This window comes from Curtobacterium sp. SP.BCp, from assembly GCF_051903255.1.
Classification (GTDB): Bacteria; Actinomycetota; Actinomycetes; order Actinomycetales; family Microbacteriaceae; genus Curtobacterium.
Genome location: NZ_CP194338.1, coordinates 3,598,920 through 3,614,915, shown reverse-complemented (window position 1 = coordinate 3,614,915; position 15,996 = coordinate 3,598,920). Strand labels below are relative to the sequence as shown.

The following is a 15,996-nucleotide window of genomic DNA, read 5'->3' as shown; positions in this document are numbered from 1 at the left end:
ACGCCGGGACGCTAGGGCACTAGGACGCCGGCGCTCCGCGGAGCTCGAGCGCGATCTGCTCGGCGTCGAGGTTCTGCAGCATCGCCTCGAGGACCTCGGCGTCGAACGTTCCGTCGTCGCGGGCGTCGAGGATTGCACGCCGCTGGGCCTCGAGCACCGCGAGCCGTCGGGCCTTCTCGCGACCCATCCACGCGCGGAGTTCGGTCGGGTCCGCTGCCTCGAGTTCCTCTCGCCGGGCCGGAGGCTCCTCGCGCGCCGACTCGACGGACTCGGACGCCGCGCGCATGAGCTCGATCAGCCGTCGTCGTTCCGCGGCGTCGGAGGCGCTCGTGTCCGGGGACGGCTCTGCGATCCGCCGGAGGAGTGGCCCGATGGTGCCGCCCTGGAGGACGAGCGACAGCACCGCGACGGCGAACGCGATGAGGACGAGGAGTGCGTGCTGCGGCGTGGTCTCGGGTTCGAGCGTCTGCGCGGCCGCGACGGTCACCGCGCCGCGCATGCCGGCCCAGACGACCGTGGTGCCCTCCCGCCAGCCGAGCGGGGCGCGACGGTAGTAGGCGATGTCGGCCAGCAGCCGCCGGAGCCGCACGGTGAAGCGGTCGAGCTCGCGCTCCGACGGCTGCCGGTTGCCCGGTCGGTGCTCGCGGATCATCTCGCTGATGGCGTCACGGTCCTCGGTGCGGCCCATCTCGCCGACGCGTTCCTCCATCCGGGCGCCACGACGTGCGCTCGCCGACAGTGCGGCGAGCAGCGGGACCACGTACGCCGCGCGGACGACGAGCGTGAGGACGAGGGCGCCGACCGCGATGAGGACCGCGGGACCGATGCCGACGTGCTCGACCCGCACGTCACGGAGGATCCCGGAGAGCTGCAGTCCCATCGTCAGGAAGACCGCGCCCTCGAGCACGAGCTCGATCGTCCGCCAGTTCTGCGCGTCGGACAGCCGGTGCGAGGGCGGGAGCCTCCGCGGACCGACGATGCCCGTGAACAACCCCGCCACGACGGCCGCGACGAGCCCGGACCCGCCGAGGTGCTCCGTCGGGACCGCCGCGACGAACGGTACGGCGAACGAGAGCGCCGTGTTGATCGCCGGACTCGACACGCGGCGCCGCACCGCCACGTTCGACCAGCCGACGAGCCAGCCGACGACCGCCGCGAGTGCGACGGCCCAGGCGAAGTCACCGAGCGCGCCCCAGAACGAGAACGACGCCGCAGCGGCCGCGATCGCCGTGCGGAGCAGCACCAGTGCGGTCGCGTCGTTGAGCAGGGACTCGCCGTCGAGGATCGACACGACGCGGCGCGACACCGAGGTCTGCTTCACGATCGACGTCGCCACCGCGTCGGTGGGGCTCACGATCGCCCCGAGCGCGATGCCCCACCAGATCCCGATGCCCGGGACCACCCACGCGAAGAACAGCCCGAGGACGACCGAGCTCGCGACGACGAGCAGCACCGACAGACCGCTGATCGCGCCGAACTCGCGCCGGAAGTTCATCGACGGCATCGACACCGCTGACGAGTACAGCAGCGGCGGGAGCACGCCCGCGAGGATCCACTCGGGGTCGATGCGGACGTCCGGCACCCACGGCACGAGGCTCGCCGCGATGCCGACCGCGACGAGCACGAGCGGTGCCGCGACGCCGATGCGCGGGCCGAGCACGGCCGCACCGGCGATGGCGAGCAGGGCGATGACGCCCACGACGAGGAGTTCGGTCACGCACCCAGGGTGGCACCGAACGCCCCGTCAGTCGCCGGTCTGTTCCGTGCTGTGGACGGCGGAGGCGTCCACCCGGTGCTGTGCAGGGACGGTGTGCGCGACGGCCGCCACGCTCCCCACGGCGAGCACGAGCGCGAGCGTCCCGGCAGCGCACGCCGTCCCGATCCGGCGCAGTCGCGAGCCGGTCCCGCGCTGCCGGGGTGCGAACCGGGCGATCCCCCGCGCCGGTTCCGGTCCGACGAGCCACGGGCCCGAGCCGTCGACGTCGTACGAGAAGGGGCCCGATCCGTCCGGCGCGTACCGGTACGGACCGCTGCCGTCCACCGCGTAGGCGGAGCGGAGGTCCTCGGCCGCCCACCCGAAGTCCTCGGGGGTCCGTCGTCGTGTCGTCGTCACGGTCTGCTCCTCCCACCACGGCGTGGGAGCCGCGGGAGACCAGTCCACGCGTGGTCCCCATGTGTCGGCCATGTGCCTCCCGGGCGTCGGGCGGAAGTTCGCTGGGAGGTGACCCGACCAGGTATCTTGACATCGAGACATCCCGCGCGTGCGAGTAGCGTGGGGCGTACCGACGGCATGAACAAGGGAGTACCCGCCAGCATGGCCAAGATCATCTACACGCTCACGGACGAGGCGCCGTTCCTGGCGACCCACTCCTTCCTCCCGATCATCCAGGCCTTCGCCGGCACCGCCGGTGTCGACGTGGAGACCCGCGACATCTCGCTCTCCGGCCGGATCATCGCGCAGTTCCCGGAGCGGCTCACCGACGAGCAGCGCCTGGACGACGCCCTCACCGAGCTCGGAGAGCTCGCGGGGACCCCCGAGGCGAACATCATCAAGCTGCCGAACATCTCGGCGTCGATCCCGCAGCTCAAGGCGGCGATCAAGGAACTGCAGTCGCAGGGCTACGACCTGCCGGCCTACCCGGACGAGCCCACCACGGACGAGGAGCGCGACGTCCGCGCCCGCTACGACCGCACCAAGGGCAGCGCCGTGAACCCGGTGCTGCGCGAGGGCAACTCCGACCGCCGCGCGCCGCTCTCGGTGAAGAACTACGCGAAGAAGCACCCGCACCGCATGGGCGCCTGGAGCCACGACTCGAAGACGAACGTCGTGACCATGGGCAAGGACGACTTCCGCTCGAACGAGCAGTCCTGGATCGCCCCCGCCGACGACACCCTGACCATCGAGTTCGTGGGTGCGGACGGCGAGAGCACCGTGCTCAAGCAGTCGATCCCGGTCCTCGCCGGCGAGGTCGTCGACGGCACCGTCCTGCACGTCCGTGCGCTCGAGGCCTTCCTGCGGGACCAGATCACCGCCGCGCAGGAGCAGGGCGTGCTGTTCTCCGTGCACCTCAAGGCCACGATGATGAAGGTCTCCGACCCGATCATCTTCGGCCACGTCATCCGCGCGTTCTTCCCGACCGTGTTCGAGCGCTTCGGCGCCGACCTCGCGGCCGCCGGCCTCAACCCGAACGACGGCCTCGGTTCGATCCTCGCCGGGCTCGACTCCGCCCCGAACGGTGCAGCGATCAAGCAGGCGTTCGACGAGGGGCTCGACGCCGGCCCCGAGCTCGCGATGGTCGACTCGGACAAGGGCATCACGAACCTGCACGTCCCGAGCGACGTCATCGTCGACGCCTCGATGCCCGCGATGATCCGCACGTCCGGCCACATGTGGGGCCCGGACGGCGACGAGCACGACACCCTCGCGGTCATCCCGGACTCGAGCTACGCGGGCATCTACCAGACCGTCATCGAGGACTGCCGCGCGAACGGTGCCTTCGACCCGGCGACGATGGGCTCCGTGCCGAACGTCGGCCTGATGGCGCAGAGGGCCGAGGAGTACGGCTCGCACGACAAGACCTTCGAGGTCCCGGCGGCCGGTCGTGTGCGCGTCGTGACGAGCGGCGGCGAGACCGTCATCGAGCACGAGGTCGAGGCCGGGGACATCTGGCGTGCCTGCCAGACCAAGGACGTGGCGATCCGCGACTGGGTGAAGCTCGCGGTGACGCGCGCCCGGGCCTCGGCGACCCCGGCCGTGTTCTGGCTCGACGAGACGCGTGCGCACGACGCGAACCTCATCGGCCTCGTGAAGACCTACCTCGCCGAGCACGACACCGACGGCCTGCAGATCGAGATCATGTCGCCCGAGGACGCCATGGCCTTCTCGCTCGAGCGCATCCGTCGCGGCGAGGACACCATCTCGGTCACGGGCAACGTGCTCCGCGACTACCTCACCGACCTGTTCCCGATCATGGAGCTCGGCACCTCGGCGAAGATGCTCTCCGTCGTCCCGCTCCTCGGCGGCGGCGGCCTGTTCGAGACCGGTGCCGGTGGCTCCGCGCCGAAGCACGTGCAGCAGCTCGTCGAGCAGAACTACCTGCGGTGGGACTCCCTCGGCGAGTTCCTCGCGCTCGCGGTGTCGTTCGAGCACCTCGCGGGCGTGACCGGCAACCAGCGCGCGAAGGTCCTCGGCGAGACGCTCGACCGTGCCACCGGGACCTTCCTCGACGAGAACAAGTCGCCGGGTCGCAAGCTCGGCTCGATCGACAACCGGGGCAGCCACTACTACCTCGCGAAGTACTGGGCGGAGGAGCTCGCGGCACAGACCGACGACGCGGAACTCGCGGCGGCGTTCGCGGACGTGGCGAAGTCGCTCGGGGCGGACGAGCAGACGATCGTCGACGAGCTGAACGGCGTGCAGGGACACCCGGCGGACATCGGCGGGTACTACCGTCCCGACGACGCCAAGACCGGCGCGGTGATGCGCCCGTCCGCGACGCTCAACGGGATCCTGGCCGCGCTGTAGGCGCGACCCCCTGACGGACGGGAGGCCCGGTGCCGGCTGGCACCGGGCCTCCCGTCCGTCTCGGGGCGCGGCGGCGCCGGGGGTGCGCGCCGGCCTGGCCGGACTTGCCCGACGCGGCGGTCCGGCCCGGCCGCCCCGTGAGGCGGTCCGGCCCGGTGGTGCGGTGAGGCGGTTGGTCGCGAAAGGTGTCGCCCCGGCCCGCGCCGGTCGACGCCTTCTGCGACCAACGCGGACGTGAGCGGCATGTCGTGCGACCAGCCGGGGGCGGGGCAGTGGCACGGGCCCCGGGCACCAGCCGGGCGGCCCGCGGGCCTCAGCTGCGCGCGGGCACCGGCGGGCCGACCACGAGCAGGCCCGAGAACACGAGCGCCACCGCCACGACACCGATCGCGACCGAGAGCACCGGACGCCGCACCACGAAGAACAGCAGGCGGTCCCAGAAGCCAGACCGCCCCTCAGCCGACCGCCGCCACGGGCCGTCGAGCATCCCGCGCCGGGCCACCGCGACCTCGAACGGCACCGTCGCGTACGGCACGACGGCGCTCGCCCACCCGAGCACGAGCGCGCCGAACGACCAGCGCTGGTTCACGGCGACGACCGTCGTGACGACGAGGTAGGCGAGGAACACGAAGCCGTGCACCCCGCCGCCGATGCGCACGCCCCAGTCGCCGGCGTCGAGGCCGTACTTCAGCACCATCCCGGCGATGAGCAGGGTCCAGGTCACGAGTTCGGCGACCGCGGCCGCACGGAACAGGGATCGGGGAGTCATGCGGACATCGTCGCGTACCCCTCCCGACAGAACCCCGACACCGACAGCCCGACACGCCGCTGGTCGTATCGATTCGACCCGCGCCCCGACTAGCGTTGTCGTCATGTCGACGAGGACAACGACCGCCACGACGGACACCGCCCGACCCCTGCGCGTGGGGGTGATCGGACTCGGCTTCGCCGGCACCACGCACCTCGACGCCTACACCGCGGTGCCCGGGGTCGAGGTGGTCGCCCTCGCCGGCCAGGAGACCGACCGGCTGCACGAGCTCGCCGACTCCCGAGGCGTGCCGCACCGGTACGAGGACTGGCAGGACCTCGTCGCCCGCGACGACCTCGACATCGTGTCGATCGGCGTCCCCAACGCCCTGCACCACCCCATCGCCGTGGCGGCGCTCGAGTCCGGCAAGCACGTGTTCTGCGAGAAGCCGCTCGCGACGACCGGCGACCAGGCGCAGGAGATGGTCGACGCCGCCGTGCGGAACGACCGCGTGCTCGAGGTCGCCTACAACCACCGCCGGCGTGCCGACGTGCAGTTCCTCAGCGGCCACCTCGCGCAGCGCGACGCCGACGGCAACGGGCCGCTCGGACACGTCTACCACGCACGCGCCTCCTGGCTGCGGCGAGCGGGGATCCCGGGCATCAGGAGCTGGTTCGCGAACAAGGAGACCGCGGGTGGTGGTCCGCTCATCGACCTCGGCTCGCACGTGCTCGACATCGCCCTGCACCTGCTCGGCGAACCGCGCGTCGTGACCGCGAGCGCGGTGGCGTACAACGAGCTCGGCAGCGCCGGTCGGGGCGGCAGCGACCGGGACCCGGTGTCCGCGGCCACGGGTCGGCCGTTCGACGTCGAGGACTTCGCGAGCGCCCTGCTCCGGTTCGAGGACGGGTCGAGCCTGCAGCTCCAGGCGAGCTGGGCCAGCTACTCGAAGGACGTCGAGGACATCGAGGTCGAGCTGCTCGGCTCGACCGGCGGCGCCCGGCTGTTCGTCCGCGACTACGCCACCGAGGGCACCGTGACGCTGTACTCCGACGAGCAGGGCGTGCCGACGGTCACCCGACCGGGCGTGCGCGTCCCGTCGGGGCACCACCAGCGCGTCATCGAGGAGTTCCTGGACACGATCCGCTCCGGGGCCCACGAGGGGCACCACGGGGAGTTCGCACTGCACCGCAGCCGTGTCGTCGACGCGATCTACGCGTCCGCTGCTGCGGGTCGAGAGATGGAGGTCGCCGCATGAGCAAGGACGCACCCAGGATCGTCGTCTGGAACGAGAACGTGCACGAGAGCCGCGGCGACGCCACGGTCATCGGGCACTACCCCGACGGCATGCACGCCGTGATCGCTGCCGCGCTCCGCGAGCTCGTCCCGGGCGCCGACGTGTCCACCGCGACGCTCCAGGAGCCCGAGCACGGCCTCACCGCCGAACGCCTGGCGCAGACGGACGTGCTGTTCTGGTGGGGCCACGCCGCCCACGACGAGGTCTCGGACGAGGTCGTCCAGCGCGTGGTCGACGCCGTGCACGCCGGCATGGGCCTCGTGGTGCTGCACTCCGGCCACTACTCGAAGCCGTTCAAGCGCCTGATGGGCACCACGTGCTCGCTGAAGTGGCGCAACGACGGGCAGGACCGCGAGCTCGTCTGGACGATCGCCCCGGACCACCCCATCGCCGAGGGCGTCCCGCACCCGATCGTCATCGACCAGCAGGAGATGTACGGCGAGTTCTTCGACATCCCGCGCCCCGACGAGGAGGTCTTCCTCTCCACGTTCTCCGGCGGCGAGGTGTTCCGTTCGGGCGTCGCGTACCGTCGTGGCCTCGGTCGGGTGTTCTACTTCTCCCCCGGCGACCAGGAGTACCCGGTGTACCACCACCCGGACGTGCAGCGGGTCCTCGCGAACGCCGCGCGCTGGGCCGCGCCGGTGTCCGAGCGCCGCGAGCTGACGGCTGACCCCCACCCTCGGGACTGGTTCACCGCAGAGGGTGCGGGTAGACAGGGCGTGTGACGCAGTCCTCCACCGCCCTCCCGCTCGACCCCGCGGCACGGCGCACCGCCGTCGTCGAGGCCCTCGGCGTGCTCGGCAGCGGTCCCGAGGAGCGCTTCGACCGGATCACCCGGATGACGCAGGAGGCCTTCGGGGTCCCGCTGACGTTCCTCAACCTCGTGCACCACGACGTCGTCACCACGCAGTCGACCTTCGGGTGGCAGCAGGGCTCGAGCGTGCCCGCGTCGGAGCAGTTCTGCGCGACGACGGTCCTGACGCCCGAGCCGATGGTGATCCCCGACACGACGCTCGACGTCCGCTTCGCCACCACGGCAGCGGTCGCCGAGCACGGGATCCGCTTCTACGCCGGCGCTCCGCTGTCGATGCTGGACGGCACCCGCGTCGGGACGCTCTGCATCATGGACGCCCAGCCGCGCGAGTTCGGCGCGGAGGACGTCGCCCTGCTCCGCGACCTCGCGCGGTGGGCGGAGCGTGAACTCGGGCACGCGATCGACCGTCGGCGGGTCCGTCGGGTGCTCGAGGGCCTCGCGCCGGAGCCGGTGGACGTCGCGGGGTACACGGTCACGACGGCCTCGGCGCAGCCTGACGGCGGCGGTGGCGACGTCGTGGACCAGCGGGTGGCAGCGGACGGCGCCCTGCACCTGACGGTCGGCACCGTGGCCGCCGGTCGCGCGTCGGTGCTCCTCGCCTCCGCGGTCCGCGGGGCCGTCGCCGCCCGGACGGACGTCCCGCTCGAGCGTGCGGTGGCCGGCCTGGAGGCACAGCTCGCCCCCGACCTGTCCCTCGCCGGAGCGGTCGCCACGCTGGTGCACGCGCGGGTCGACCCGCGGACCGGTCACGTGGACGTCGTGGACCTCGGGCACGGCCTGGCGGCCGTCGTCCGCGCGGACGGACCGGTCGAGGAACTCCGGAGCGCGAGCCTGCCGGTCGGTCTGCGGCCACAGGGCTCCGACCGGACGCCGGTCCCGGTCGACCTCGGGTCCGGGGACGTCCTCGTGCTCGCGTCCGACGGCGCGCTCGCGCTCCCCGGAGTGGACGGCATGACCGACCTCGCACGGACCGCCGCCGGAGGCGAAGGAGCCGTCCGGGCGCTGATCGACGCCGCGGCACCCACGCTCGCGGCGACCGTCACGACCGTCCGCCGCGACTGACCCCTCAGCGCTGCCGGGGGCGTGCGGTGGGTCCGGACAGGGCGACCACGAGCAGCGTCGCGAGCATGCCGACGCCCGCGAGCACGAGACCGAGGCCGGCGACCTTCCAGTAGGCGCTGCCGACGACCTGCGGCTGCGTGATCGCGTCCGGCCACCACGCGTCGATGACGGGGACCGTGGGCGGGAACGGATCGAGCGCGAACACCACGAGCCCGCCGAGCAGGAGCGCGATGCCGACACCGGCCATCGCGCCGCGGGAGCGCCGCAGCATGCGGACGACCAGGGCGGCCGCCATGGCGACGAGTCCGGCCACGGCGACGAGGAACGCCGTCACGACCACGGCCTGCGGCGCGAGCGCGAACCAGTCGAGCACCGCCACGGGCAGCAGCAGCCACCGACCCGTCCGGGCCAGGAGCGCCGGGTTCGTCCACGCCTGCATGCCGACGACCGTAGGGCACGAGGGCTGGACGACGCCCGGTGGTGGGCTGTGACCCGGCCGGACGTCGGACCTCGGTAGCATCCAATCCGGAGGTCGTGCATGGCAGAGGACGGACCCTCCCGGCAGCGGCGGGCCGTCGCGACCCGGGCGGCGATCATCGAGGGTGCCGCGAGGGAGTTCGACGAGCGCGGGTACGTCGGTGCGTCGATGGACGGGGTCGCCGAACGGGCCGGGGTGACGAAGGGCGCGCTGTACTTCCACTTCGCGTCCAAGGCCGACCTCGCCGGGGCCGTCGTCGCCCGCCAGCACGAGGTGTCCCGCGCCTACGCCGAGGTCGCGCACGCTCGGGGTCGGACGCCGCTCGAGTCGATGATGTGGATGTCGCAGGGACTCGCGGTCCAGATGACCACCGAGGTCGTCGTCAGTGCGGGGATCCGGCTCTCGACCGAGCCCGCCGGCAACGGGATCGCCCGCCAGGACCCCTACACCGACTGGATGCGCGTGACGGCCGACATCTTCCGCGAGGCCATCGCTGCCGGCGAGGTCGACGACCGCTGGGACCCGGCGCTCATCGGCCGGGTCGTCAGCCCCGCGTACACCGGCGTGCAGGCGGTCTCGGACGTCCTCGCGGACCGGGCGGACCTGTTCGAGCGGCTCCGGGAGCTCTGGACCGTGCTCCTCGCCGCGTTCGTGACGGAACGGACGCGGCCGGAGATCCCGCGCCTGGTCGCGATCATCGCCCCCGACGCCGAGGGACGACCGGTTCGGTGACGCGGGTCCCCCCAGGGACACCCACGTCACCTCAGCACGAGGATACCAACCGGTACGTTCCCGTTCCGGCCCCCGTTCACGGGTGCCGACGGCGGTAGCCTCGAGCCGTGCCCACCCCCGCCGCCGAGGTGCACGTCGACGTCCCGCTCGTGCGGGCGCTCCTCCGTGCCCAGCACCCCGACCTCGCCGACCGGCCGCTCGAGGTCGCCGCGAACGGCTGGGACAACGTGCTCGTCCGGCTCGGCGACGACCTGGCGGTCCGACTCCCCCGACGGGCGGCGGCCGCGCGGCTGATCGAGCACGAGCAGCGTTGGTTGCCGGAGATCGCCCGTCGGGTCGCGCCGGTGGTCCCGGTCCCCGCGCCCGTGCGGACCGGCGTGCCGACCGACGGCTACCCGTGGGCGTGGAGCGTCGTGCCGTGGCTGCCGGGCGTCGCCGCGGGCGAACGGGTCGGCGGCAGCCGGGTCGGTGCGGCGCTCGCCGCCTTCCTCGACCTCCTGCACGTGCCCGCCCCCGCGGACGCGCCCGTGAACCCGGTCCGGGCCGTCCCCCTCGCGCAGCGCTCCGACGCGGTGCTCCACCGGTTGGCGACCGCGGACGTGCCCCGCGCCCTGGAGCTGGCCGCGGTCTGGCGGACCGCCGCCGCCCTGCCGGCGTCCACCGAGCCTCCCGTCTGGGTCCACGGCGACCTGCACCCCTTCAACCTGCTCGTCGAGCCGGACGCCGACGGCGGCCGCCTGACGGCGGTCGTCGACTTCGGCGACGTGACCTCGGGGGACCGCGCCGTCGACCTCGCGACCGCCTGGCTGACGCTCGACCGGGAGGCCCGTTGCGGCTTCCGGACAGCGCTGGCCGTCGACGACGAGACGTGGGAGCGGGCCCGCGGCTGGGCCGTCTCGATCGCCTCGGCCCTGCACACCACCTCCGACCCCGCGTTCCGCGCGGTCGGCCGACGTGCGATCGACGCCCTCCTCGACGACCGAGGGCTGTTGCGGCGCACGGACCCGGGGTTACCCTGACCCCCACACATCCGTGCACGTGAAGATCGGAGGGGCCTGATGACCCTCGAGTTCCGCGTCCAGCACGACGTCGCCACCGACGCCTCCCCCGTCCCCAGTCCGCCCGCACGCCGAGGGATCCGCGGCCTGCTCGACCGGTACGCCGTCCACCGCGCGGCCGTCCGGACCCGCCGTGCCACAGCCCGCGTCGAGGAGCTGCACGAGCTCGAGGCGCTGCTCTCCAGCGCACGCGCGGTCATCGAACGCGGTTGGATCCAGCACGCCTGGTTCGCGTACCTCGACGACCACGGCCGCGTGCGCAAGGCCTCGAGCGCCTCCGCCGTCGGCGTGCAGGGCCGACCGCTCGTCGGCGCCTGCCTCGTCGGTTCGGTCGTCTACGCGGCCGGCGGTCCGACGGCCGTGCACTCGCAGCGGGTCCAGCGCGCCCTCGACCTCGTGTGGAACGCGCTCGCGGTCGAGGAGGGCTCCCCCGTGCTCTGGTGCCCGGCGCCCGACGTGCGGATGGCACGCGTCCGCGACCTGACGAGCTGGAACGACCGGGCCTCCCGGACCTCGGCGGAGGTCGCCGGGCTGCTCCTGACGGCCGAGCGCGTCGCCGTGCACGAGTCGGCGCGCGTCCGGGCGACCGTCCGCGACCCCGGCCTGGCACGATCGGGAGCATGAACGACGAGGTCCCCGACGACGACGTCCCCGAGGTCCGCCCCGCGGCCCCGGGGACGGCCGTCGCCGACCGTGCGGTGACCGGCTCCGAGAAGGAGACGCTGCACCGCTACCTCAGGAAGCACCGGGCGGCACTGCTCGCCAAGGTCGAGGGGCTGGCCGAGCGGCAGGCGCGCTGGCCGTTGACCCCGACGGGCACGAACCTGCTCGGGCTCGTCAAGCACGTCGCGGGCGTGCAGGCCGGGTACCTCGGCGAGGTCTTCGGTCGCCCGCTGCCCGACTCCCCCGCCTGGCTCGAGTCGTGGGAGGGCGACGACATGTACGCGTCCCTCGACGAGACCATGGCCGACGTGATCGCGTTCCACCACCGGTCCGCCGCGGACGCCGACGCCACGATCGAGGCGCTCGACCTCGACGCCCGCGGCGCCGTCCCGTGGTGGCCCGAGGAGCGCCGCGAGGTCACCCTCCACCAGGTCCTCGTGCACCTCGGGTACGAGGTCGCCCGGCACGCCGGCCACGCCGACATCGTCCGCGAGATGCTCGACGGCACCGCGGGCGACGGGGACGGCAACCTCGCCGAGAAGAGCGCCACCGACTGGGTCGCGTGGCGCGAGCACCTCGTCGACGTCGCCGAGCGGGCCGGGCTCCGCGACCTGCGCGCATAGCCGACCCCCGCTCGGTATCGTTACCGTTCTCCCAGGGAGGACGTGCGGCACCACGGGTGACCAGGCGTTTTCATCGCACCTGCTCGGCCCTGACCCGTCGATCCGAACATTTGCAGATGTACAAGAAGCGACGCGCTGCGTAGCTTGGTCCGCGTTCGTGCCCCGATCTGTGGGCACTTCGACCGACCAGGAAGGAGCGCCCACCCGTGTTCCAGTACGTCGTGGAGCGATGGGACCAGATCTGGTTCTCCTCGTGGCAGCACTTCTCGCTGGTGGTCCAGTGCGTCGTCCTCGCCACCTTCATCGCCGTGGTGCTCGCCGCACTCGTCTACCGCATCCCCGGACTCCGGGCCGCCGCGAACGAGGTGTCGACCGTCGGGTTGACCCTGCCGTCGTTCGCCGTGATCGGCCTGCTGCTCGTCCCGCTCGGCTTCGGTGTCGTCCCGTCCGTGGTGACCGTGACGTTCTTCGCCGCCCTGCCGATCCTCCGGAACGCGGTCGTCGGGCTCGGTGAGATCCCGGACACCGTCGTCGAGTCCGCCCGTGGCATCGGCATGAGCCGCTTCCGCACCCTCGTGCAGGTCGAGCTGCCGATGGCGTGGCCGATCATCCTCACCGGCGTGCGGGTCTCCGCGCAGATGGTGATGGGCGTCGCCGCGGTCGCCGCGTACGCGCTCGGTCCGGGGCTCGGTGGCTTCATCTTCTCCGGGCTGTCCCGACTCGGCGGCGCGAACGCCCTCAACTCCGTGGTCGTCGGCACCGTGGGCGTGGTCCTCCTCGCCCTGGTCCTCGACCTCCTGCTCCTCGGCCTCGGCCGTCTGACCATCTCGCGAGGTATCCGTGTCCAGCACTGAACGCAGCAGCACTGAACGCAGCAGCACCGACCAGGCCAGCGCTGCCCACACCGGCACCGCCACCGCCGACCCGTCCGTGACCGGGCGCGGGATCCTGCTCGACGAGGTCACGAAGCGCTACCCCGGCCAGGCGAAGCCCGCGGTCGACGGCATCACGCTCGAGATCCCGGCCGGCAAGGTCGTCATGCTCGTCGGCCCGTCCGGCTGCGGCAAGACCACCACGCTCAAGATGATCAACCGCCTGATCGAGCCCACCGAGGGCCGCATCGTCGTGGGCGAGGACGACGTCACGAACATCGACGGCGACGAGCTCCGTCGGCGCATGGGCTACGTGATCCAGGCCGGCGGCCTCTTCCCGCACATGACCGTCGCGGCGAACATCGCGATCGTGCCGAAGATGCTCGGCTGGCCGAAGGACAAGATCGCCGCCCGCGTCGACGAGCTCCTCGACCTGGTCTCGCTCGACCCGGACACCTACCGTGACCGGTACCCCCGTGAGCTCTCTGGCGGCCAGCAGCAGCGCGTCGGTGTGGCCCGGGCGCTCGCCGCGGACCCGCCCGTCCTGCTGATGGACGAACCGTTCGGCGCGGTCGACCCGATCACCCGGCAGCGGCTGCAGGACGAGCTGCTCCGCATCCAGGAGGAGCTGCACAAGACGATCGTCATCGTCACGCACGACTTCGACGAGGCCGTGAAGCTCGGCGACTGGATCGTCGTGTTCTCCGAGGGTGCCCACATCGTGCAGTACGACACCCCGGAGCGCATCCTCGCCGAGCCCGCGAACGAGTTCGTGGAGAACTTCATCGGGTCGGGTGCCGGGCTCAAGCAGCTCACGCTGAACCGGGTGCGGGACGTCGAGGTCGAGTCGGCCGTGACCTGCTCCCCCGGCGAGGAGGCGAAGGCCGTCCTCCAGCGCATGCGCGAGGCCGGTGGACACGGGCACGCCGTCGTGGTGGACCGTCGCCAGCGGCCGATCGGTTGGCCGACCCGCCGCCAGATCGAGCGGCTCGACCGCATCCCGGAGGGCATCGACCCCGACCTGCCCGTCGTCGGCGAGGCCGCGACCCTGAACGACGCGCTCGACACCATGCTCGTGTCGAGCGCCGGCGCCGCGCTCGTCACCGGACGTCGTGACGCCTTCCGCGGGGTGATCACCGTCGAGACCGTCATGGACGCCATCACGAAGTCGCGCGCCGCCGCGGCCGAGGAGCAGGCGTACACCCCGGTCGGCACGAACACGAACCCGATCGAGACGATGCCGTCCGCACCGGCACCCGCGGCGTCACCGGCCGCCGACGACACGGAGCGCGCCGATGGCTGACGTCGTCGCAGCCGGTACCGACCGCCCGACGCGCGTCACGTGGCGCGGGCTCGTCGTCCAGCCGGTCGTCATCGTGCTGGTCCTCGTGGCCTTCGTCGTCTGGCTGAACACCGCCGCTCTGACCCCGACCGAGCGCACGACGCTCAACCCGGCGGACATCCTCGCGCTCACCGGGCAGCACCTGTACCTGACGCTCGCGTCGACGGTCATCGTGCTCCTGATCGGCATCCCGCTCGGTGTCGCCCTGACCCGCGGCCCGTTCCGGCGGGCGAGCGGCGCGATCCTCGCCGTGGCGAACGTCGGGCAGGCGGCTCCGGCCGTCGGCCTCGTGGTGCTGCTCGCGGCGTGGCTCGGCTTCACCTCCTGGGCCGCGATCGTCGCCCTCGTCCTCTACGCGATCCTGCCGGTGCTCCGGAACACGATCATCGGCATCGAGAGCGTCGACCAGCGACTCGTCGAGGCCGGTCGCGGCATGGGCATGAGCGCCGCGTCCGTCCTGTTCAGGGTCGAGCTGCCCCTCGCGGTCCCGGTGATGCTCGCCGGCATCCGCACCGCGCTCGTGCTGCTCGTCGGTTCCGCGGCCCTCGCGACCTTCATCGGTGCCGGAGGGCTCGGGCTGCTCATCACGACGGGCGTGAACCTCTTCCTGCCGAAGGTGCTCGTGTCCGGAGCGCTCCTGATCGCGCTCCTCGCCCTGTCCATCGACTGGGTGGGCCGGATCGTCGAGACCGTCGCACGACCGAAGGGACTCCGATGAAGCGCCGCTCCGTCGCCGCCGCCGTCCTCGTGGGGGCATCGGCCCTCGCCCTGACCGGCTGCGGCCTGCAACCCGCCGCGTCGTTCGTGCCCGCCGCGGGTCCCGGCACCATCGAGCGCATCGACGACCTGCCGGACGGCGCGCACATCACCGTGACGTCGAAGAACTTCACCGAGCAGCTCGTGCTCGGGAAGATCGCCGTGCTCGCCGCGAAGGCCGCCGGGTTCGACGTCACCGACGAGACGAACGTGCCGGGCAGCGTCGCCGTCCGTCAGCTCATGACCGGGCACCAGGCCGACATGACGTACGAGTACACCGGCACCGCGTGGCTGACCTACATGGGGCACGAGGCCGGGATCCCGGACAAGCAGGAGCAGTACGAGGCCGTCCGCAAGGAGGACGCCGGCAACGGACTGACCTGGCTGCCGCCCGCGCCGATGAACAACACGTACGCGTTCGCGGTGCGCGAGGAAGCCGTCGACGAGCTCGGTGGGATCACGAAGCTGTCGCAGATCGCCGACCTGCCGGCCGACCAGCGCACGTTCTGCGTCGAGTCCGAGTTCAACTCCCGTGCCGACGGCTTCAAGCCGATGCTGCAGAAGTACGGCCTGCAGGTCGGTGGATCGGGCGACACCGCGATCCCGTCGGGCAACGTCGACATCCTCGACACCGGCACCGTGTACACCGCGACCGACCGTGGCAAGTGCAACTTCGGCGAGGTCTTCACGACCGACGGCCGCATCAAGTCGCTCGGCCTGCAGGTGCTCGAGGACGACCGCGGGTTCTTCCCGGCGTACAACGTCGCGCCCGTGCTCGCCACGGAGACGCTGGAGGAGTACCCGCAGCTCGAGGACGTCTACGACCAGATCTCCCCGAAGCTCACCGATGCCGTCCTGCAGGAGCTCAACCGTCAGGTCGACGTCGAGGGCCGCGAGCCCGCGGACGTCGCCTTCGACTGGATGACGAAGGAAGGCTTCATCAGCGAGGGCTGACGCGACCAGGAGCCGGCCGGAAGGCCCGTGGGGACGCCGCCGCGGGCCTCCCGGCCGTCTCGGGGTCGCGTG

Annotated in this window: 16 protein-coding genes; 12 read left to right on the top strand and 4 right to left on the bottom strand. The window is 72.4% G+C overall.

Annotation, left to right across the window (positions count from 1 at the left end; translation table 11 throughout):
• Positions 1 to 19 precede the first annotated feature (19 nt).
• Both ACRQ4C_RS17340 and ACRQ4C_RS17335 read right to left on the bottom strand, forming a co-directional pair.
• Positions 20 to 1,717, bottom strand: a complete 1,698-nt coding sequence (locus ACRQ4C_RS17340) for a cation:proton antiporter (protein ID WP_439689558.1) — start codon at positions 1,715 to 1,717, stop codon at positions 20 to 22.
• A 27-nt stretch (positions 1,718 to 1,744) separates the two neighbouring features.
• Positions 1,745 to 2,113, bottom strand: coding sequence for a hypothetical protein (locus ACRQ4C_RS17335; RefSeq protein WP_439689557.1), 369 nt, complete (start codon positions 2,111 to 2,113; stop codon positions 1,745 to 1,747).
• A gap of 201 nt (positions 2,114 to 2,314) precedes the next feature.
• Between ACRQ4C_RS17335 and ACRQ4C_RS17330 the strand changes: the two genes are divergently transcribed.
• Entirely contained in the window at positions 2,315 to 4,525 is a 2,211-nt protein-coding gene (locus ACRQ4C_RS17330; protein ID WP_439689556.1) for an NADP-dependent isocitrate dehydrogenase, read from the top strand.
• A gap of 313 nt (positions 4,526 to 4,838) precedes the next feature.
• On the opposite strand, the gene ACRQ4C_RS17325 is transcribed toward ACRQ4C_RS17330, so the two are convergent.
• The gene (locus ACRQ4C_RS17325) at positions 4,839 to 5,294 is read right to left on the bottom strand and encodes a DUF3817 domain-containing protein (RefSeq protein ID WP_439689555.1); all 456 of its coding nucleotides are present in this window, start codon (positions 5,292 to 5,294) and stop codon (positions 4,839 to 4,841) included.
• 103 nt (positions 5,295 to 5,397) lie between these two features.
• On the opposite strand from ACRQ4C_RS17325, the gene ACRQ4C_RS17320 reads away from it, so the two are divergent.
• Genes ACRQ4C_RS17320 through ACRQ4C_RS17310 form a run of 3 tightly spaced genes read left to right on the top strand, consistent with a single transcriptional unit; the run spans position 5,398 to position 8,446 of the window.
• Complete coding sequence (locus ACRQ4C_RS17320; RefSeq protein ID WP_439689554.1) at positions 5,398 to 6,531, top strand: Gfo/Idh/MocA family protein; 1,134 nt, start codon at positions 5,398 to 5,400, stop codon at positions 6,529 to 6,531.
• Positions 6,528 to 7,295 (top strand): ThuA domain-containing protein, encoded by a 768-nt coding sequence (locus ACRQ4C_RS17315; protein WP_439689553.1) that lies wholly within the window; start codon positions 6,528 to 6,530, stop codon positions 7,293 to 7,295. The genes ACRQ4C_RS17320 and ACRQ4C_RS17315 overlap by 4 nt, the downstream gene beginning before the upstream one ends.
• Positions 7,292 to 8,446 (top strand): PP2C family protein-serine/threonine phosphatase, encoded by a 1,155-nt coding sequence (locus ACRQ4C_RS17310; protein WP_439689552.1) that lies wholly within the window; start codon positions 7,292 to 7,294, stop codon positions 8,444 to 8,446. Before ACRQ4C_RS17315 ends, ACRQ4C_RS17310 begins: the two co-directional genes overlap by 4 nt.
• 4 nt (positions 8,447 to 8,450) lie before the next feature.
• On the opposite strand, the gene ACRQ4C_RS17305 is transcribed toward ACRQ4C_RS17310, so the two are convergent.
• The gene (locus ACRQ4C_RS17305) at positions 8,451 to 8,885 is read right to left on the bottom strand and encodes a hypothetical protein (protein ID WP_439689551.1); all 435 of its coding nucleotides are present in this window, start codon (positions 8,883 to 8,885) and stop codon (positions 8,451 to 8,453) included.
• A 99-nt stretch (positions 8,886 to 8,984) separates the two neighbouring features.
• On the opposite strand from ACRQ4C_RS17305, the gene ACRQ4C_RS17300 reads away from it, so the two are divergent.
• From ACRQ4C_RS17300 to ACRQ4C_RS17265, 8 genes are all read left to right on the top strand, one after another.
• A complete protein-coding gene (locus ACRQ4C_RS17300) occupies positions 8,985 to 9,656 on the top strand; it encodes a ScbR family autoregulator-binding transcription factor (RefSeq protein ID WP_290133444.1) in 672 nt (223 codons plus the stop codon).
• A gap of 107 nt (positions 9,657 to 9,763) precedes the next feature.
• The gene (locus ACRQ4C_RS17295; RefSeq protein WP_290133445.1) at positions 9,764 to 10,675 is read left to right on the top strand and encodes a phosphotransferase; all 912 of its coding nucleotides are present in this window, start codon (positions 9,764 to 9,766) and stop codon (positions 10,673 to 10,675) included.
• Between the two features lie 39 nt (positions 10,676 to 10,714).
• The gene (locus tag ACRQ4C_RS17290) at positions 10,715 to 11,338 is read left to right on the top strand and encodes a DUF6197 family protein (protein ID WP_439689550.1); all 624 of its coding nucleotides are present in this window, start codon (positions 10,715 to 10,717) and stop codon (positions 11,336 to 11,338) included.
• Positions 11,335 to 12,000, top strand: coding sequence for a DinB family protein (locus ACRQ4C_RS17285; protein WP_439689549.1), 666 nt, complete (start codon positions 11,335 to 11,337; stop codon positions 11,998 to 12,000). Before ACRQ4C_RS17290 ends, ACRQ4C_RS17285 begins: the two co-directional genes overlap by 4 nt.
• Before the next feature lie 206 nt (positions 12,001 to 12,206).
• Positions 12,207 to 12,854, top strand: coding sequence for an ABC transporter permease (locus ACRQ4C_RS17280; protein ID WP_439689548.1), 648 nt, complete (start codon positions 12,207 to 12,209; stop codon positions 12,852 to 12,854).
• 76 nt (positions 12,855 to 12,930) lie between these two features.
• The gene (locus ACRQ4C_RS17275; RefSeq protein ID WP_439690925.1) at positions 12,931 to 14,175 is read left to right on the top strand and encodes an ABC transporter ATP-binding protein; all 1,245 of its coding nucleotides are present in this window, start codon (positions 12,931 to 12,933) and stop codon (positions 14,173 to 14,175) included.
• Positions 14,168 to 14,932, top strand: coding sequence for an ABC transporter permease (locus ACRQ4C_RS17270; RefSeq protein ID WP_412879105.1), 765 nt, complete (start codon positions 14,168 to 14,170; stop codon positions 14,930 to 14,932). The genes ACRQ4C_RS17275 and ACRQ4C_RS17270 overlap by 8 nt, the downstream gene beginning before the upstream one ends.
• A complete protein-coding gene (locus ACRQ4C_RS17265) occupies positions 14,929 to 15,924 on the top strand; it encodes a glycine betaine ABC transporter substrate-binding protein (protein ID WP_439689547.1) in 996 nt (331 codons plus the stop codon). The genes ACRQ4C_RS17270 and ACRQ4C_RS17265 overlap by 4 nt, the downstream gene beginning before the upstream one ends.
• Positions 15,925 to 15,996: the final 72 nt, after the last annotated feature.